Here is a 15049-nt window from a genome sequence, read left to right on the forward strand (position 1 = left end):
GATCAGGCTGCCTTTCGTTCCATGACGATGCTGCCGGCACCGTCGATGTGGGCGTCGAAACTGTTGGAGACGAAGGTCGAGGTCTCGTCCTCCGCGATCACGGCCGGGCCCGCGATGGTCGCGCCCGGCGCCATGTCCTCGCGGCGATAGAGCGGGATCTCGATCACCTCGCCGGCGCGGCCATCGAAGAATTTGCGGCTGCCGGTGGCCTTTCCGGCGGGCTTGCGCGCGACGGCGGCGACCGCGGACGGATTGCGCGCGTCGGTGGTGGCCAGCACCGACCAGCTCAACACCTCGATCGCGGCACCCGGGATCGACCGCTCGAACATCGCGGAATAGTCCGCCTCGAACTTCCGGCGAAGGCCGGCGAGATCGGCCGCCGTCAGCCGCCGGTTAGGCAGCTCGACCGAGATCTCGTGACCCTGGCCGACATAGCGCATGAAGGCGGCGCGGCGCTCGCGCACCGGCGCACCGGCCGCGCCAGGCTCGACCAATGCGCGCGCTTCGGTCACCATCTCCTGCAGGAGGTCGGAGACCGCTTCGGTGTCGAAATCGTCGAGCCGGACATGACGGCTGCGCACCAGCTCATAGGCGATCGGCGCGGCCAGGAACCCGACAGCCGAGCCGACACCGGCATTCGACGGCACGATCACCCGGGAGACGCCGATCTTCTCTGCGACCCGCGCCGCATGCAGCGGCGCGGCACCGCCGAAGGCGATCAACGTGTGCTGGCCGACAATCTCGCCGCGCTCGACCGCATGGACGCGCGCCGCGCTCGCCATGTTCTCGCAGACGACTTCATGAACGGCATAGGCCGCGGTTTCCGCGGACAGGCCGAGCGGCTCGCCGACATCGCGCAGCAGCGCCTGCTTGGAAAGCTCCGGATCGAGCTTGATCGTCCCGGCTGCAAACGCGTCGGGATCGATCATGCCGAGAGCGACGTCCGCATCCGTCACGGCCGGACGCCGGCCGCCGCGGCCGTAGCAGGCCGGTCCCGGCTCCGATGAGGCACTTTCAGGCCCGACGGTGACGCGCTTCATGGCATCGACATGCGCGATCGAGCCGCCGCCGGCGCCGATCTCGACCATCTCGATCACGGGAATGCGCACCGGCAGGCCGGAGCCCTTGAGGAAACGCGCCGCGCGATCGACCTCGAACACGCGCGAGGTCTCGGGCTGGTACTTCTCGATCAGGCAGATCTTCGCGGTGGTGCCGCCCATGTCGAAGGACAGCACCTTGCTCTCGCCAAGACGCGCCGCGATCTGTGCCGCGAAAATGGCGCCGCCGGCGGGGCCGGATTCGACGAGACGCACCGGAAAGCGCCGCGCCGTCTCGATCGAGGTGACGCCGCCGCCGGAGGTGACGAGGTAGATCGCGCCGCGGAACTGCTCGACCTGCAGGGCGTCCGCCATGCGGGCGAGATAGCCGTCGATCAGCGGTTGCACATAGGCGTTGGCCACCGCTGTCGACGTGCGCTCATATTCGCGGATCTCGGGACACACGGCGGAGGACACGGTCACGGAGATCCCGGGCATCTCGTCCGCCAAAATCGCGGCCGCTCGTCGCTCATGCTCGGGATTGGCGTAGGAGTGCAGGAAGGCGATGGCGACGCTCTCGACACCCAGCTCACGCAATTTCGGCGCGAGTGCGCGCACCGAAGTTTCGTCGAGCGCGAGGCGGACGACGCCGTGGGCGTCGACGCGCTCGGGCACGGTGAAACGCAGGCTGCGCGGCGCCAGGGGCCTCGGCTTGTCGATGCCGAGATCGTACTGGTCGTAGCGGCTTTCGGTGCCGATATCGAGCACGTCGCGAAAGCCTTCGGTCGCGATCAGCGCGGTTTTCGCGCCGCGGCGCTCGATGATGGCGTTGGTGGCGAGCGTGGTGCCGTGAATGAAGACATCGATGTCGCTGATATGCGCGCGCGCGTCAGTGAGAATGAGGCGCATGCCGTCCAGAACTGCCTGTTCGGGCCGCTGCGGCGTGGTCAGCAGCTTGCGCGTCTTCCGTATCTCGCCCACGTCCAGCACGATGTCGGTGAACGTGCCACCGATATCCACGGCAAGCCGTACCTCGGCTCCCTCAAGCATTCCAAATTCTCCGTGCTGATCGTCGAGACTGAGGTCGAAAGCGCAGCAATTTCCATGCCATGGACGACGAGGACAACGCCGCGCCCGGCTATTCTGCTTGGCACCTATGCAATAGGCAAGGCGTGTTCGCCGCCGGTGCGATCAGAGCAGGAATGCAAGCGCCGCTTCGCAGCGCTCCTCGACCTTCAACGTCAAGAGATCGTCGGCGCGAGTGCGTCCGAGATTGACCGCCGCGATCGGGATCTGCAGTTTCGCAGCCGCCTGCACGAAGCGGAATCCCGAATAGACCATCAATGACGAACCGACGACGAGCATCGCGTCGGCCTGCGCCAGATGGTCGTGCGCCGTAGCGACGATGTCGCGCGGGACGTTCTCGCCGAAGAACACGACATCGGGCTTGAGGATGCCGCCACAGGCCTCGCAAGGAGGCACTTCGAACGACGAAAAATCTTCGTGCTCGAGATCAGCGTCGCCATCCGGCGCATCGGCGGCATCAAGCTTCAACCACGCCGCATTGGCGTGGCCAAGCGCACGCTGAAATTCCTCGCGCGGCATCTTCGCTTCGCAGCCCATGCAGCGGACCAGATCGAGCCGGCCATGCAGGTCGATCACCTGACGGTGGCCGGCGGACTGATGCAGCCGGTCGACGTTCTGGGTCAGCAGCATCCCGCACCGCCCGTTCGCCTCGAGCCGGGCCAGCGCGCGATGCGCATCGTTCGGCCGCGCCTGGCCGAACCGCCGCCAGCCGATCAGGCTGCGCGCCCAATAGCGCCGGCGCGTATGCTCGTCCGAGATGAAGGCCTGGAAATTGACCGGCTGGGTGCGCTTCCAATTGCCGTTTCTATCGCGATAATCGGGAATGCCCGAATTGGTGCTGCAGCCGGCGCCGGTCAGCACGAACAGATTTTCGTGGCGGCCGATGAAATCCTGGAGCGGAGGGTTTGCCTGCGGAGCATTGGTCATGGCACATGATGTAGTTCGCGCCGGCAGGTTTTGCCAGATCACGGGAGAGCCGGCTATTGCGGGGACCGGCGCCCGGTGAGATCGAGCGGACGAGCTTTTTCCTGTCCAGCAATGCGGGCGGCTTGCTGCAGCGTCAGACGGAATTCGTCCCGCTTCTCGTGCACCGAGGCGATGGCATGTCCGACCGCAACGCCGAGACCGACCAGGGCCGCTTCGGAAAGCTGCAGGCTTGCCTCGATGGTTTCGGGCACCGCGTCGGTTGCGCCGATCGCATAGAGGTGGCGGGCGTGATCGGCGTCCCGCGCGCGTGAAACGATCAGCACATCCGGTCGCGCCGCGCGAATCCGCTCGACGACGGCATCGATCGCCGGCCGCGACTGGATGGTGATGATCACACCGGTCGTCTGCATCAGGCCGCAAGCTTCGAGGAAGCCCGGCTCCGTCGCGTCGCCAAAATAGACCTTGTGGCCGTCGCGCCGGTCGCGCGCCACGGCAACGGCCTCGTGATCGACCGCGATGTAGTTCAGGCCATGGCCGGTCAGCAGCGAGCAGACGACCTTTCCGACGCGGCCGTAGCCGATCACGATCGCCTGCGCCTGGTCGCCGGGCGGCCGAACCGACAGCTCGGGATCAGGCGAGCGCTCGGGACCCAGCTTTGCGGCTAATCGTCGTCCGAGCATGCTCAGAAGCGGCGTCAACGCCATCGTCACGGCGGTGACGGCGACGGCAAAGCTCGACACGCGAGGCTCGATCAGACCGCCGGCCACCGCCATTCCGATGCTGACGAAAGCGAATTCGCCGACGGGACCCAGCAGGAAGCCGATTTCGATCGCCGCGGGCCAGGAGAGCCTGAAGAGACGGCCGAGGAGGATGAGCACGATCGCCTTGCCGGCGACAATGCCGATGACGGCGGCCAGCAGCCAACCGGGCTCGCGCATGAACACGCGGAAGTCGATGGCCATGCCGACGGTGAAGAAGAAGATGCCGAGCAGCAGGCCCTTGAACGGCTCGACGGTGGCCTCGATGGCCTTGCCATACTCCGTTTCCGCCAGCATCAGCCCCGCAACGAATGCCCCGAGCGCCATGGAGAGGCCGGCCTGGTGCGCGGCAAGCCCCGCGCCGACGATGACGAACAAGGTCGCTGCGACGAACAACTCCGTCGAATGAGTGCCTGCAACCATCTGGAACAGCGGACGCATCAGCAGCCGCCCGACCAGAGTGAGAAAAGCGACCGCCAGTGCGGCCTTCAGGACAGCACTGGAAATGTGAGTCAGGACCGAGCCGCCGCTGTCCGCCCCGAGCACCGAGACGAAAACCAGAATGGGGACCACGGCGAGGTCCTGGGCCAGCAGCACCGAGAAGCTGGCGCGACCGGCCGTGGTCGCAAGGCGCCTCTCGCTGGACAGAAGCTCGAGCACGATCGCCGTCGAGGACAGCGCAAGGCTCGCGCCGAGGATCACGGCCGTATCGGAGCCCTGCCCGGCGAGAAGCGCCACGCCGAAAATGATGGCTGAGGTCAGAAGGACCTGCAGGCCGCCAAGCCCGAACACCAGGCGTCGCATCGTGACCAGCCGCCGGAAAGACAGCTCGAGCCCGATCAGGAAGAGCAGGAACACGATGCCCAGATTGGCGATCCCCTCGACGTTCTGCGCGTCCGTCACCGTGAACCAGTACAGGAACGGGACTTCGCGAACGAGCGAACCAAGGCCGAGCGGACCGAGGATGGCGCCCGCACCGAGATAGCCCAGCACGGGATTGATGCCCCAATGGCGGACGATCGGCACCACGACGCCGGCGGTACCGAGCACCACCAGCGCGTCGCTATAGGCATTGATGTTGATCGCTGTGGTCACGAGCCCTTCACGTGTCGGCGACTGCCAATAGCGGCAGCGTCGTCCACGGTCGATAGCACACAGCGCCGCAGACGCCCAACTCGGCCTGCCCTCTAGCCTCACGAGGCATGGGGCGGCCGAAGCGGACGTTCAACTCGCCCAATTCTCCCGGAATTCGGGAAACAGCGTCAAGCCTCCGCAGGCATAGAGGGTCTGACCGGTGATGTAGCTGGCGTCGTCCGAGGCGAGGAAAGCAAACACGGCGGCGATCTCTTCCGGCGTGCCCACGCGTCCCATGGGAATGTGGGAGGTGACAACGCCGCGCTTCTCGGGATCTCCCGTCCAGGCCGCGTTGATCGGCGTGTCGATCGCGCCGGGACCGACCGCATTGACTCGGATGCCTTGGCCGGCGAATTCGAGCGCGAGAGTGCGCGTCAGATTGGCCATGCCGCCCTTGCTGATGGAATAAGCGAGATAGCCGGGCTTGGGAATGATCTGATGCACGCTCGAGCAGTTGATGATGCTGCCGCCTCCGCCGCGCTTGACGAAGTGCGCGAGTGCCTTCTGCGCGCAGAGCACGGCGCCGTTCAGGTTGACGTCGATGATGCGGCGATAGGTTTCGATGTCGAGCGCCTCGCTCGGCGATTCCTTCTGGAAGCCGGCGTTGTTGACGAGACAATCGAGGCGCTTCCAGCGCGCAAGGATCGTTTCGAACATCGCGGCGATGTCCTGTTCGTTGCCGACATTGGCCTTGACAATGCAATGTTCGGGCTCGCCGTGACCGCGATCGCGCGAAGCGGCCTGCGCGAGCGCGCGGGTTTCTTCCGCCCGGTCCTCGTGCTCGAAATAATTGATGGCGACGGTCGCGCCTTCCTGGGCAAGCCGGACGGCGACCGCACGGCCAATGCCTTGCGAGGCGCCGGTCACCAGCGCGTATTGGCCGACGAGGCGCGAGGGAAAGACGCTTGGGCGATCGGTTTGTGGCATGAGTGATCTCCGGGGATGCTGATCATCGACGGAACCGGCGCTTTGTTCCATCCCTCAGCGCATTGCTGTACTTCAGCCAGCGTGCCGGGCCCGGGTCAAGGTCAGGATCTGGTACAGGATGATGGCGCCGAAGGTTGCGGTGCCGATTCCGCCAATCGTGAACGCGCCGAATTTCAGTGTGAGATCGCCGGCGCCTGCGGTGAGCGCCACTGCGACGGTGATCAGGTTTGCAGGATCTGCAAAGTCGACCTTGTTCTCGACCCAGATCCGGCCAGCCATCGCCGCAATCAACCCGAACAGCACGATCGAGAGGCCGCCGATGACGGGCCCCGGGATCGACAGGATCAGCGCGCCGAATTTCGGCGAGAAGCCGAGCAGGATCGATACGATGGCGGCGAAGGCAAACAACAGCGTCGAATAGACCTTCGTCGCCGCCATCACGCCGATATTCTCGGCATAGGTGGTCACGCCGGTGCCGCCGCCGCAGGCCGCCACGATGGTGGCGAGGCTGTCGGCGAACAGGGCGCGGCCGAGATAGGCATCGAGGCTCCGGCCCGTCATGGCGGCGACAGCCTTGATGTGACCGAGGTTCTCGGCGACGAGAATGACCGCAACCGGCGCGATCAGGAAGATCGCATCGGCCTGGAACGTCGGCGTGGTGAAGTTCGGCAGCCCGAACCACGGCGCGGCCGCCAGTTGCGCGAAGTCGATCGGCTTGCCGAATCCGAGACCATTCGCGAGCAGCAAATACAAAAGATATCCGCCGATCGCGCCGAGGATGATCGGCAGCCGGCGCCACAGCCCTGGCGCTGCCACGGCAACCACGCCGATGATCAGAACGGTCGCGAGCCCGATTCCAGTGTCGAACCCATTGGCGCTCACCGCCTTGACCGCCACGGGCGCGAGGTTGAGGCCGATCGCCGCGACCACGGCGCCGGTGACGGCCGGCGGCAGCAGTCTCTCGACCCAGCCGACCCCCGACCACATCACGATCAGCGCGATCACGCCGTACAGGACCCCGGCGCCGACGATGCCGCCGAGCGCAACCGACAAATTCGGGTTCGGCCCCTGCCCGGCATACCCGGTCGCGGCGATGACGACGGCGATGAACGCGAAGCTCGAGCCCAGATAGCTTGGCACGCGCCCGGCGACGATGACGAAGAAGATCAGCGTGCCGATGCCGGAGAACAGGACTGCAACATTGGGATCGAACCCCATCAGCAGCGGCGCGATGATCGTCGAGCCCGACATGGCGACGCAATGCTGGAAGCCGGACACCGCGGTCTGCCCCCATGACAGCCGCTCCTCCGGCATGATCACGCCCGAGGTCTTGAGCTTCCAGCGGGGAAAATAGCCTTGGTCGGAGCTGGTTGCGGTCGCCATGTTCCCCCCAATGTCGGTGCAATGATCGATCTTCGTGCGATCCGACAAAAATGTGATTGTCACTTCTGCGGCGGCCGTCACATGGTGCGGATCAAGCACGATCCAAATCCCGCAAGATCAATGCGGTCCGGGGCACATTCTATGTCACAAGTCGCGATCCAGCCAGCCATCCAGCGCCGGCATCAACCCTGGTACAAGATCCTCTACATCCAGGTCCTGGTCGCGATCGCGCTCGGCGTGCTCATCGGCTACCTCTATCCCGATCTCGGCAAGGCCCTGAAACCGCTCGGCGATGGCTTCATCGCGCTGATCAAGATGATGATCGCGCCGGTGATCTTCTGCACCGTGGTGCACGGCATCTCCTCGATGGGCGACCTCAAGCGTGTCGGCCGGGTCGGGCTGAAGTCGCTGATCTATTTCGAGACGGTCTCGACCGTCGCGCTCGCGGTCGGCCTCCTGGTCGGCGAGGTTCTCCAGCCCGGGCGCGGCTTCAACATCGATCCCGCCACGATCGATCCGAAATCGGTGGCGACCTACGTCACCAAGGCCCACGAAGAAGGCATCGTCGCCCATCTGATGGCGATCATTCCCGACAGCTATCTGGGCGCGATCGCGCGGGGCGATCTCCTGCAGGTGCTGTTGATCTCGATCCTCTCGGGCTTCGCCATCGCCTTTCTCGGCAAGGCCGGCGAACCCATTGCGGACGCGATCGACAAGGCCGCGAAGATGTTCTTCGGCATCATCCGCATCATCGTGCGCGTGGCCCCGATCGGCGCTTTCGGTGCGATGGCGTTCACGGTCGGCGCCTACGGCCTCGGCTCGCTGCTCAACCTCGCAGCCCTGATCGGCACGTTCTATCTCACCAGCATGCTGTTCGTGCTGATCGTGCTGGGCGCGATCGCCCGGCTCGCCGGCTTCTCGATCCTGCGCTTCATCGCCTACATCAAGGACGAGCTGCTGATCGTGCTCGGCACCTCGTCCTCCGAGACGGTGCTGCCGCAGATGATCCAGAAGATGGAGCATCTTGGCGCCTCGCGCTCGGTGGTCGGCCTCGTCATCCCGACCGGCTACAGCTTCAACCTCGACGGCACCAACATCTACATGACGCTGGCGACGCTTTTTTTGGCGCAGGCCACCAACACCCATCTGACCATCTGGCAGGAGCTGGGCATCCTCGGCATAGCCATGATCACCTCGAAGGGCGCTTCCGGAGTCACCGGCGCCGGCTTCATCACGCTCGCCGCGACGCTCTCGATCGTGCCCGACATCCCGATCCAGTCGATCGCGATCCTGGTCGGCATCGACAAGTTCATGAGCGAGTGCCGTGCCCTCACCAATCTGATCGGCAACGGCGTCGCCTGCGTCGTCATCAGCATCTCCGAGGGTGAGCTCGACCGCGACGCGCTGCACGAGACCATGGCCCACCCGCTGGAGATGGGCGAAGCCCTGGAGCCCGGCGGGGGCGGATCCTCGTAGTTGCACATGTCGGGCACCGTCCGCTTCCGATGCGGTAGTATCCCGGAGTAGCAAATTGATGCGGCGCGAGTCACAACAGCGACGTTGGGATCACGGATTGATACTCAGTTTTTCCGCCCGACGCGCTGGGGGCAGGGCGTCGGGCTTTTGAAGATCTTCGCTACATTTTGACCGGGCGATGGGATCACACGATCCCATCATTAGCGTGCGACCTCATGGTCGCAAGATCGAGCCGTCGTGTGATTTCAATTGACTGCAGGAATGCCTCGTCGTGGCTGACGACGAGCAGCGCGCCGTCATAGCCTCTCAAGCCAGCTTCAACGGCCTCGATGGACTCGATGTCGAGATGATTGGTCGGCTCGTCCAGGATCAGCAGGGATGGCGGCCTCGTCCCGCCCAGCACGCAGGCAAGCCCCGCACGGAACGTTTGTCCGCCGCTCAGATTGCCGACGATTTGCAACGCTGCATCGGCGCGAAACATGAACCGGGCCAGCGCGGCATGGCACGCATTCGCGCCCGCCGCTGGATTGAGGCGGCCGAAGTTCTCCAGGATCGATAGGGCGGGATCGAGGAGGCTCACTCTCTGATCGAACAGCGCGAAGTCGGATCTGACCCGGACGGTTCCCGAGAACGGGCGCAACTCGCCGGCAATGAGTTTCAGCAACGTCGTCTTGCCCGAGCCATTGGGCCCGACGAACGCGACGCGCTCCGGACCGACGATCGTGAACGACAGATCACGCAAGACCGGCTGCTCCGGCCGATAGCCGGCGGTGACGCCGTCGAGCCAAGCCACCTCCTTGCCCGCCGGCAGACCAGTCGCCGGCAACTTCACCGACAGCGGCTGAAGAACCTCGATGCGGCGGCGCGCCGTGTCGACGGCCTCGCGCGCTTCCGCACGCTGCCGCTCGGCGATCTGCGCGCTCTTTCCGCCGCTGTCCTCGCTGCGGTCCTTGCGCGCGCCGGCCAGGATGCGCGGTATGTCGCCCTTGGCGCGCTTCTTCTTCCCGCCGCTGTCCTTGCGTTGTTTCCGCTCGGCAGCCTCCTGGGCTTTGCCATCGATGTCGGACAGGCGCCGCTCGGCGTGCGCGAGATCGTGCCTGACGGAAGCGAGCTCGATTGCCCTCTGCTCGCGGTATCGGCTCCAATTGCCGCCGTATCGGGTTGCGCCCAGCGACGTCAGCTCGACGATCGCATCCATGGTTTGGAGCAGATCCCGATCATGGCTGACGACGATCGCACCGCCGCGCCAGGCGGCGAGGAGGTCGGCCACCGCCTTGCGTCCGTCCCGGTCGAGATTGTTGGTGGGCTCGTCCAGCAGCAGGAAGTCGGGCTCGGCAAACACCAGCGCGGCGAGACGGACGCGCGTGATCTGGCCGCCGGACAGGCGCGAGAGCTGCGTCTCGGGCGATGGATCGGAGCCGAGGCGCGCCAGCGCGGCCTGAAGCCGCGCTTCGAGCGTCCAGTCGATCGCGGCGATGTCGTCAGCGGAGGCCTCGCCCCGCTCCGCACGGTGCATCAGCTCCAGGGCGTGGCGCACACCGAACAGTTCAGCCACCGTGCTATCTGCAGGCGGCTGCACGTCCTGGCGCAGCAGGCCGATGGTGCCATCGATCAGAACACCGCCGGACTGGGGAACGTGCTCCCCCAAGATCGACGCAAGCAGCGTCGTCTTGCCGACGCCGTTGCGGCCGACGAGCCCCGTGCGCTCGGCCGCAAATGTCAGATCGATGCCGGAAAGAAGTGAACGGCCGTCAGGCGTGGACAGCGAGAGGTTCGACAGGATGATCGAGGCAGGCATGGAGTTCCCCGTGAGCAAGGCGGATGGGCGTTGCGATCGGGGTGAAATCCATGGCTGCGAAGTTCCTGATTGAGAGGTCTCTAACTAGTCCCGCAAGTGGGCTAGATCAAGCCGCGGTTCGAGGGAACGACAGCGCCACGGAAAGCGCTGTCGTCGATAGGCCTGCGATCAACCCTTCAGCGCTGTCACCACCACCTCGATCAGAGCACCGCCGCCGAGGTCGGCGACGCCCACGGTGGCGCGGGTCGGCAGATTGTCACCGAAGAATTCGGTCCAGGCGGCATCCATCTCCTTCTTCTTGGAGAGGTCCGTGACGAAGATCGAGGCGCTGACGACGCGGCTCTTGTCGGTTCCCGCTTCCTTCAGATAGCCGGCGATCTTGCCGAGGATGTTGCGGGTCTGATCGCCCATCGAGACCGAGGTGTCGTCGGCGATGGTGCCACCGAGGAAGACGAAGCCATTGGCCTCGACGGCGCGGTGCATGATCGGCGTGCGGATGCTGCGGGTAATGCTCATGATGTCCTCGTGTTGCTAGAGCGTCGTGGGATGGAAGCGGTCGATGCCGAGATCGCTGACGCGGGTCTGGGTGCCGCCGTTGACGATCAGCTCCGCCATGACGGCACCGGCGCCGGGGCCGAGCTGGAAGCCGTGCAGCGAGAAGCCGAACTGGTGATAGAGGCCCTTGTGACGGCTGCTCGGTCCGAACACGGGGATATCGTCCTTCATCTTCGCCTCGATGCCGGCCCAGGCCCGCACGATGGTCGCGCTGCGCATCACCGGAAAGAGCTCGAACACGGTGCGGGCGCTGATCGCAAGGCTCTTCCAGTCCAGCACCGTCTCGTTGCGGTCCTGATAGGGCGTCGCCAGATGGCCGCCGCCGATCAGCACGGTGCCGTTCTTGAACTGCTTGAAGGACAATTTTCGACCGCGAAGGATGACGACGGGGTCGATGAAGTGCGGCACGCGCGAGGTGATCATCAGCATCGGCGCGACGGTCTCGACCGGCACGGGCTCGCCGAGCGCGGCCGCGATCTTGCCGGCCCAGGCGCCGGCGGCGTTGACCAGCACCGGCGCGGCGTAGGTGTCCAGGCCGACGTCGACATGCCAGAGGCCGTCACGGTACCGGATATTGCCGGCCGCCACGCCCTCACGCACGGTCGCGCCAAGCTGCTCGGCCTTGCGGCGGAATGCCGTCGTCGCCTGCGCCGGGTTGGCTGCGCCGTCGCGGCGCGAGACCACGCCGCCGGGACAGGTCTCGGCGACCGCCGGCACGAGACGACGCAGTTCGGCCGCGTCGATCAGCTCTTCATGGGTGAAGCCGAGTGCATTGAGCTCAGCAACACGCGCGCGGCAGACCGCGAGCTCCTCATCGTTCTCCGCAACCAGCACCTGGCCGTAGCTCTCAAAGCTGCAATCGTCATCGAGGAGATCAGAAATCTTCTCCCAGATCCCCATCGAGCGGATCGAGAGTGGAATTTCGGGGACGTGCCGCGCGAGCTGGCGCACGCCTCCAGCGTTGACGCCAGAGGCGTGACGGCCGGCATAGTCCTTCTCGATCAGCACCGGCTTCATGCCGGCAAGGCACAGATGCAGCGCGGTCGAGCACCCGTGGATGCCGCCGCCGACGACGATCGCATCCGCGTTCCTGGTCATCCGCGCACCACCGCCTTGACGTCGGCCTCGCTCTTCGGGACGGCAGCGAGCTCGGCCAGCGTGATCGGCTTCACCGGCGCGCGCAGCCGGTAGTATCCAATTTCCTGCGGAGTCTTGCCGCGGGCCTGCGCCATCAGCTCGGTGACGGTGAGACCGCAGAGCCGGCCCTGGCACGGACCCATGCCGGTGCGGCGATAGGCCTTGAGCTGGTTCGGCCCGGTCGCGCCGATCGCGACCGCGTCGAGAATGTCCTTCGCGGTGACCTCCTCGCAGCGGCAGACGATGGTGTCGCCTGCGGGAATACGGAACTGCGGTGAAGGACGAAACAACGTGTCGAGGAAGACGCGGCCGCGCTCGGCCTTGGCGAGATCGGAACGGAGCGTTGCCAGCGACGGCAGCTTCGCGCCGGCCGCAGGCGCCAATGCCTCCACCGCCGCGCGTGCCGCGATGCGACCGCGCACCACGGCCGCGTTGGCGCCACCGATGCCGGCGCCGTCGCCGGCAATCGCGATGCCGGCCACCGACGAATTACCGCTCGCATCGAGCACCGGCGACCAGCACAGTTGCAATTCATCCCAGCGATGCTCGACGCCTGCCGCCATCGCCAGATTGACGTTGGGCACGACGCCCTGATGCAGCAGCAGCAGATCGGCAGGAATGGTTCCGCGCTTGCCGCCGGCGACATAGCTCACGCTCGCGAGCTGGCCGTCACCGGATGCCGAGAGCTCGGTGACGCCGGAGACGACCTGCACCTTGGCCTTCACCTCGCGCATCATCGAGAGACCCTTGGCGAAATAGGGCGAGGTCAGGAAGGCAAAGGCGTGCGGGAGCGCCGCGAAGTAATTGCCGCGCTCGGTGGTGTCGAGAATGCGGTCGATGCGGCCGCCGAGCCGCAGGATCTGCGCGGCGAGCAGCCAGAGCAGCGGCCCCTGCCCTGCGATGACCGTGCGTCCGTCGGGCACGAGCGCCGACGATTTCAGCATCGTCTGCGCGGCGCCCGCGGTCATCACCCCCGGCAGCGTCCAGCCGGGAATCGGAAACGGCCGCTCCAGCGCGCCGGTCGCGAGGATCACGCGCTTGGCCTTGACGAAGGCGGACGCGCCGCCGATCGACACGGCGATATCGAGATTGCGATCGAGGCTCCAGACGGTGGCACGATGAATGACCTCGGCCTTGCTTGCGTGCAGCGACTGCACGAGATCGGCACCGGCCCAGTAATCGGCGCCGAGCTGGTCGCGCTCGGTGACCGGCGTCGAGGCGATGGCACGGAACACCTGGCCGCCGGGGCCGATATTCTCGTCGAGCAGCAGCGTCGACAGTCCTGCTTCGGCGGATGTCGCGGCGGCCGCCAGGCCCGCGGGCCCCGCGCCGATCACCACGACGTCGTAGTCTTCGCGCTTGGGAGCCATACTCATCTTCCGATCTCCCGCTTGCCCTTCTGAATCTCGATCTGCATGCCCTCGGCGACGGGCACGAGGCAGCCCTGGCGGTTGCCGACGCCGTCGATGGTGACGAGGCAGTCGAAGCACACGCCCATCATGCAATAGGGCAGACGCGGCGCGCCGCTCACCGCGGTCGAGCGACGCGCGTCGCAGCCAGATGCCAGCAAGGCTGCGGAGACGGTATCGCCCTGGCGCGCCGCTACGGCAACGCTGTCGACGAAGATCTGCACCTGTGGGCGCTTGTCCCGTTCGGATCGTCTAAACATCTGGCTTCCTCAATATCTCTAGTAGCCGCTGTTGTTCGCCGCGCCCGCAGCGCCAAAGCGCCTGGCGGAGAACGCGCCGACCAGCTCCGGCTCGAGCGCGCCCTGCGCCACCATGCGTGCGATCTCGAAGGCGTGGTTGGAGGCGAGCGTCACGCCGGAATGGCAGCAGGCGACGAAGGCGCCGGGATGCGTCTCCGACTGGTCGTAGATCGGAAAGCCGTCCTGCGGCATGACGCGGATGCCGGCCCAGCTCCTGACCACGTTGAGCCGCGAGAGATGCGGGAACATGCGCTGGGCGCGATCGGTCATCACGGCGCTGATCGAATGCTTCAGCGCGCGATCGTCCAGCTCGTCCTCCTTGCTGTCGCCGATCATCACCGTACCCTCGTCGGTCTGGCGGATCGTGGTCAGCGGATGCGGCAGGAACGGCATGGTGCGCTCGGTCACCACGATCTGGCCGCGGGTCGGCCCCATCGGCGCATACAGGCCCACCATCGGCGCCAGCGTCTGGTTGGCATTGCCGGCGGCAAGGACGATTTTCGCGGCGCGCAACTCGCCCTTCGGCGTGGCCAGGCGGAATTCGCCGCCGCTCTTGCTAATCGCCGAGACCGGACGCTCCGGAAGATAGTCGATGCCGAACGCCTTGAAGCCGGTGTGGAACGCACGGAACGTGCGCAGCGAATTGACATGGCCGTCGAGCGGGCAGTAGCTGCCGCCGGACACTTCGGGCCCGATCAGCGGCAACGCCTTCTTCACCTCGGAGGCCGGCAGCATCTCCATCTTGTAGTCGGCCGCGCCAGTCTGGTTGTGCATGCGCTTGACGAGCTCGGTGCGCTGGCCGAATTCGTCCTCGCCGAGCGTGAGATGAAAGCCGCCGTTCTGCTGGAGCGAAACGTCGAGACCGGTCTGCTGCTTCAGTTCGGAGGCAAGCCGGCTCCATGCCTGTGACGCCTGTACGGTCCAGACCGTATAGGCGGGCATGCCGAGCCCCTTGCTCTGGACCCACACCAGCGCAAAGTTCGCGCGCGAGGCGCGCTTGGTGATGTCGCCCTCGTCGAGCACGGCCACCTTCTTGCCGAGCCGGCCGAGGCCCCAGGCAATGGCGGAGCCGAGCAGCCCGCCGCCGACGACGGCGACGTCGTAGTCCCCTGACATAAGATTC

At 65.9% G+C, this 15049-nt stretch carries 12 protein-coding genes; 1 reads left to right on the plus strand and 11 read right to left on the minus strand.

All coding sequences use genetic code 11. The annotated features are described in order from the left end of the window. Window positions 1-2 precede the first annotated feature (2 nt). The 5 genes from ACFDR6_RS00820 to ACFDR6_RS00840 form a co-directional block, all read right to left on the minus strand. Window positions 3-2087 carry a hydantoinase/oxoprolinase family protein gene (locus tag ACFDR6_RS00820; protein WP_375857075.1) on the minus strand — a complete coding sequence of 695 codons (2085 nt, stop codon included), beginning with the start codon at window positions 2085-2087 and terminating at the stop codon, window positions 3-5. A gap of 141 nt (window positions 2088-2228) precedes the next feature. Then, window positions 2229-3050, minus strand: coding sequence for an NAD-dependent protein deacetylase (locus ACFDR6_RS00825; RefSeq protein ID WP_375857076.1), 822 nt, complete (start codon window positions 3048-3050; stop codon window positions 2229-2231). 53 nt (window positions 3051-3103) lie between these two features. Further along, window positions 3104-4903: a cation:proton antiporter domain-containing protein gene (locus tag ACFDR6_RS00830; protein WP_375857077.1), complete on the minus strand. Its 1800-nt coding sequence runs from the start codon at window positions 4901-4903 to the stop codon at window positions 3104-3106. Window positions 4904-5032: 129 nt separating this feature from the next. Beyond that, window positions 5033-5869, minus strand: a complete 837-nt coding sequence (locus tag ACFDR6_RS00835; protein ID WP_317241100.1) for an SDR family oxidoreductase — start codon at window positions 5867-5869, stop codon at window positions 5033-5035. Window positions 5870-5941: 72 nt separating this feature from the next. Continuing rightward, complete coding sequence (locus ACFDR6_RS00840) at window positions 5942-7252, minus strand: solute carrier family 23 protein (protein WP_317241101.1); 1311 nt, start codon at window positions 7250-7252, stop codon at window positions 5942-5944. 141 nt (window positions 7253-7393) lie between these two features. Here ACFDR6_RS00840 and ACFDR6_RS00845 point away from each other — a divergent pair, with 141 nt between their 5' ends. Next, the gene (locus ACFDR6_RS00845) at window positions 7394-8728 is read left to right on the plus strand and encodes a dicarboxylate/amino acid:cation symporter (RefSeq protein ID WP_212088057.1); all 1335 of its coding nucleotides are present in this window, start codon (window positions 7394-7396) and stop codon (window positions 8726-8728) included. A gap of 184 nt (window positions 8729-8912) precedes the next feature. Here the strand turns inward: ACFDR6_RS00845 and ACFDR6_RS00850 are convergent, their stop codons facing one another. From ACFDR6_RS00850 to ACFDR6_RS00875, 6 genes are all read right to left on the minus strand, one after another. Further along, window positions 8913-10526, minus strand: a complete 1614-nt coding sequence (locus ACFDR6_RS00850) for an ABC-F family ATP-binding cassette domain-containing protein (RefSeq protein WP_375857078.1) — start codon at window positions 10524-10526, stop codon at window positions 8913-8915. A gap of 168 nt (window positions 10527-10694) precedes the next feature. Then, window positions 10695-11042, minus strand: a complete 348-nt coding sequence (locus ACFDR6_RS00855; RefSeq protein ID WP_025034068.1) for a RidA family protein — start codon at window positions 11040-11042, stop codon at window positions 10695-10697. 15 nt (window positions 11043-11057) lie between these two features. After that, window positions 11058-12179: an NAD(P)/FAD-dependent oxidoreductase gene (locus tag ACFDR6_RS00860; RefSeq protein ID WP_375857079.1), complete on the minus strand. Its 1122-nt coding sequence runs from the start codon at window positions 12177-12179 to the stop codon at window positions 11058-11060. After that, window positions 12176-13594, minus strand: coding sequence for an FAD/NAD(P)-dependent oxidoreductase (locus ACFDR6_RS00865; protein ID WP_375857080.1), 1419 nt, complete (start codon window positions 13592-13594; stop codon window positions 12176-12178). The genes ACFDR6_RS00860 and ACFDR6_RS00865 overlap by 4 nt, the downstream gene beginning before the upstream one ends. Then, a complete protein-coding gene (locus tag ACFDR6_RS00870; protein WP_375857081.1) occupies window positions 13591-13887 on the minus strand; it encodes a (2Fe-2S)-binding protein in 297 nt (98 codons plus the stop codon). Before ACFDR6_RS00870 ends, ACFDR6_RS00865 begins: the two co-directional genes overlap by 4 nt. Window positions 13888-13905: 18 nt before the next feature. Further along, window positions 13906-15042 carry an NAD(P)/FAD-dependent oxidoreductase gene (locus ACFDR6_RS00875; RefSeq protein WP_375857082.1) on the minus strand — a complete coding sequence of 379 codons (1137 nt, stop codon included), beginning with the start codon at window positions 15040-15042 and terminating at the stop codon, window positions 13906-13908. Window positions 15043-15049 lie beyond the last annotated feature (7 nt).

The organism is Bradyrhizobium tunisiense, assembly GCF_042263385.1.
Classification (GTDB): domain Bacteria; phylum Pseudomonadota; class Alphaproteobacteria; order Rhizobiales; family Xanthobacteraceae; genus Bradyrhizobium; species Bradyrhizobium tunisiense.

Bases quoted from the DNA above. Each gene is read 5' to 3' on its own strand.
- ACFDR6_RS00840 (WP_317241101.1), bottom strand. From the start codon at position 7,252: ATGGCGACCGCAACCAGCTCCGACCAAGGCTATTTTCCCCGCTGGAAG.
- ACFDR6_RS00825 (WP_375857076.1), bottom strand. From the start codon at position 3,050: ATGACCAATGCTCCGCAGGCAAACCCTCCGCTCCAGGATTTCATCGGC.
- ACFDR6_RS00875 (WP_375857082.1), bottom strand. From the start codon at position 15,042: ATGTCAGGGGACTACGACGTCGCCGTCGTCGGCGGCGGGCTGCTCGGC.
- ACFDR6_RS00835 (WP_317241100.1), bottom strand. From the start codon at position 5,869: ATGCCACAAACCGATCGCCCAAGCGTCTTTCCCTCGCGCCTCGTCGGC.
- ACFDR6_RS00860 (WP_375857079.1), bottom strand. From the start codon at position 12,179: ATGACCAGGAACGCGGATGCGATCGTCGTCGGCGGCGGCATCCACGGG.
- ACFDR6_RS00870 (WP_375857081.1), bottom strand. From the start codon at position 13,887: ATGTTTAGACGATCCGAACGGGACAAGCGCCCACAGGTGCAGATCTTC.
- ACFDR6_RS00850 (WP_375857078.1), bottom strand. From the start codon at position 10,526: ATGCCTGCCTCGATCATCCTGTCGAACCTCTCGCTGTCCACGCCTGAC.
- ACFDR6_RS00820 (WP_375857075.1), bottom strand. From the start codon at position 2,087: ATGCTTGAGGGAGCCGAGGTACGGCTTGCCGTGGATATCGGTGGCACG.
- ACFDR6_RS00855 (WP_025034068.1), bottom strand. From the start codon at position 11,042: ATGAGCATTACCCGCAGCATCCGCACGCCGATCATGCACCGCGCCGTC.
- ACFDR6_RS00845 (WP_212088057.1), top strand. From the start codon at position 7,394: ATGTCACAAGTCGCGATCCAGCCAGCCATCCAGCGCCGGCATCAACCC.
- ACFDR6_RS00865 (WP_375857080.1), bottom strand. From the start codon at position 13,594: ATGAGTATGGCTCCCAAGCGCGAAGACTACGACGTCGTGGTGATCGGC.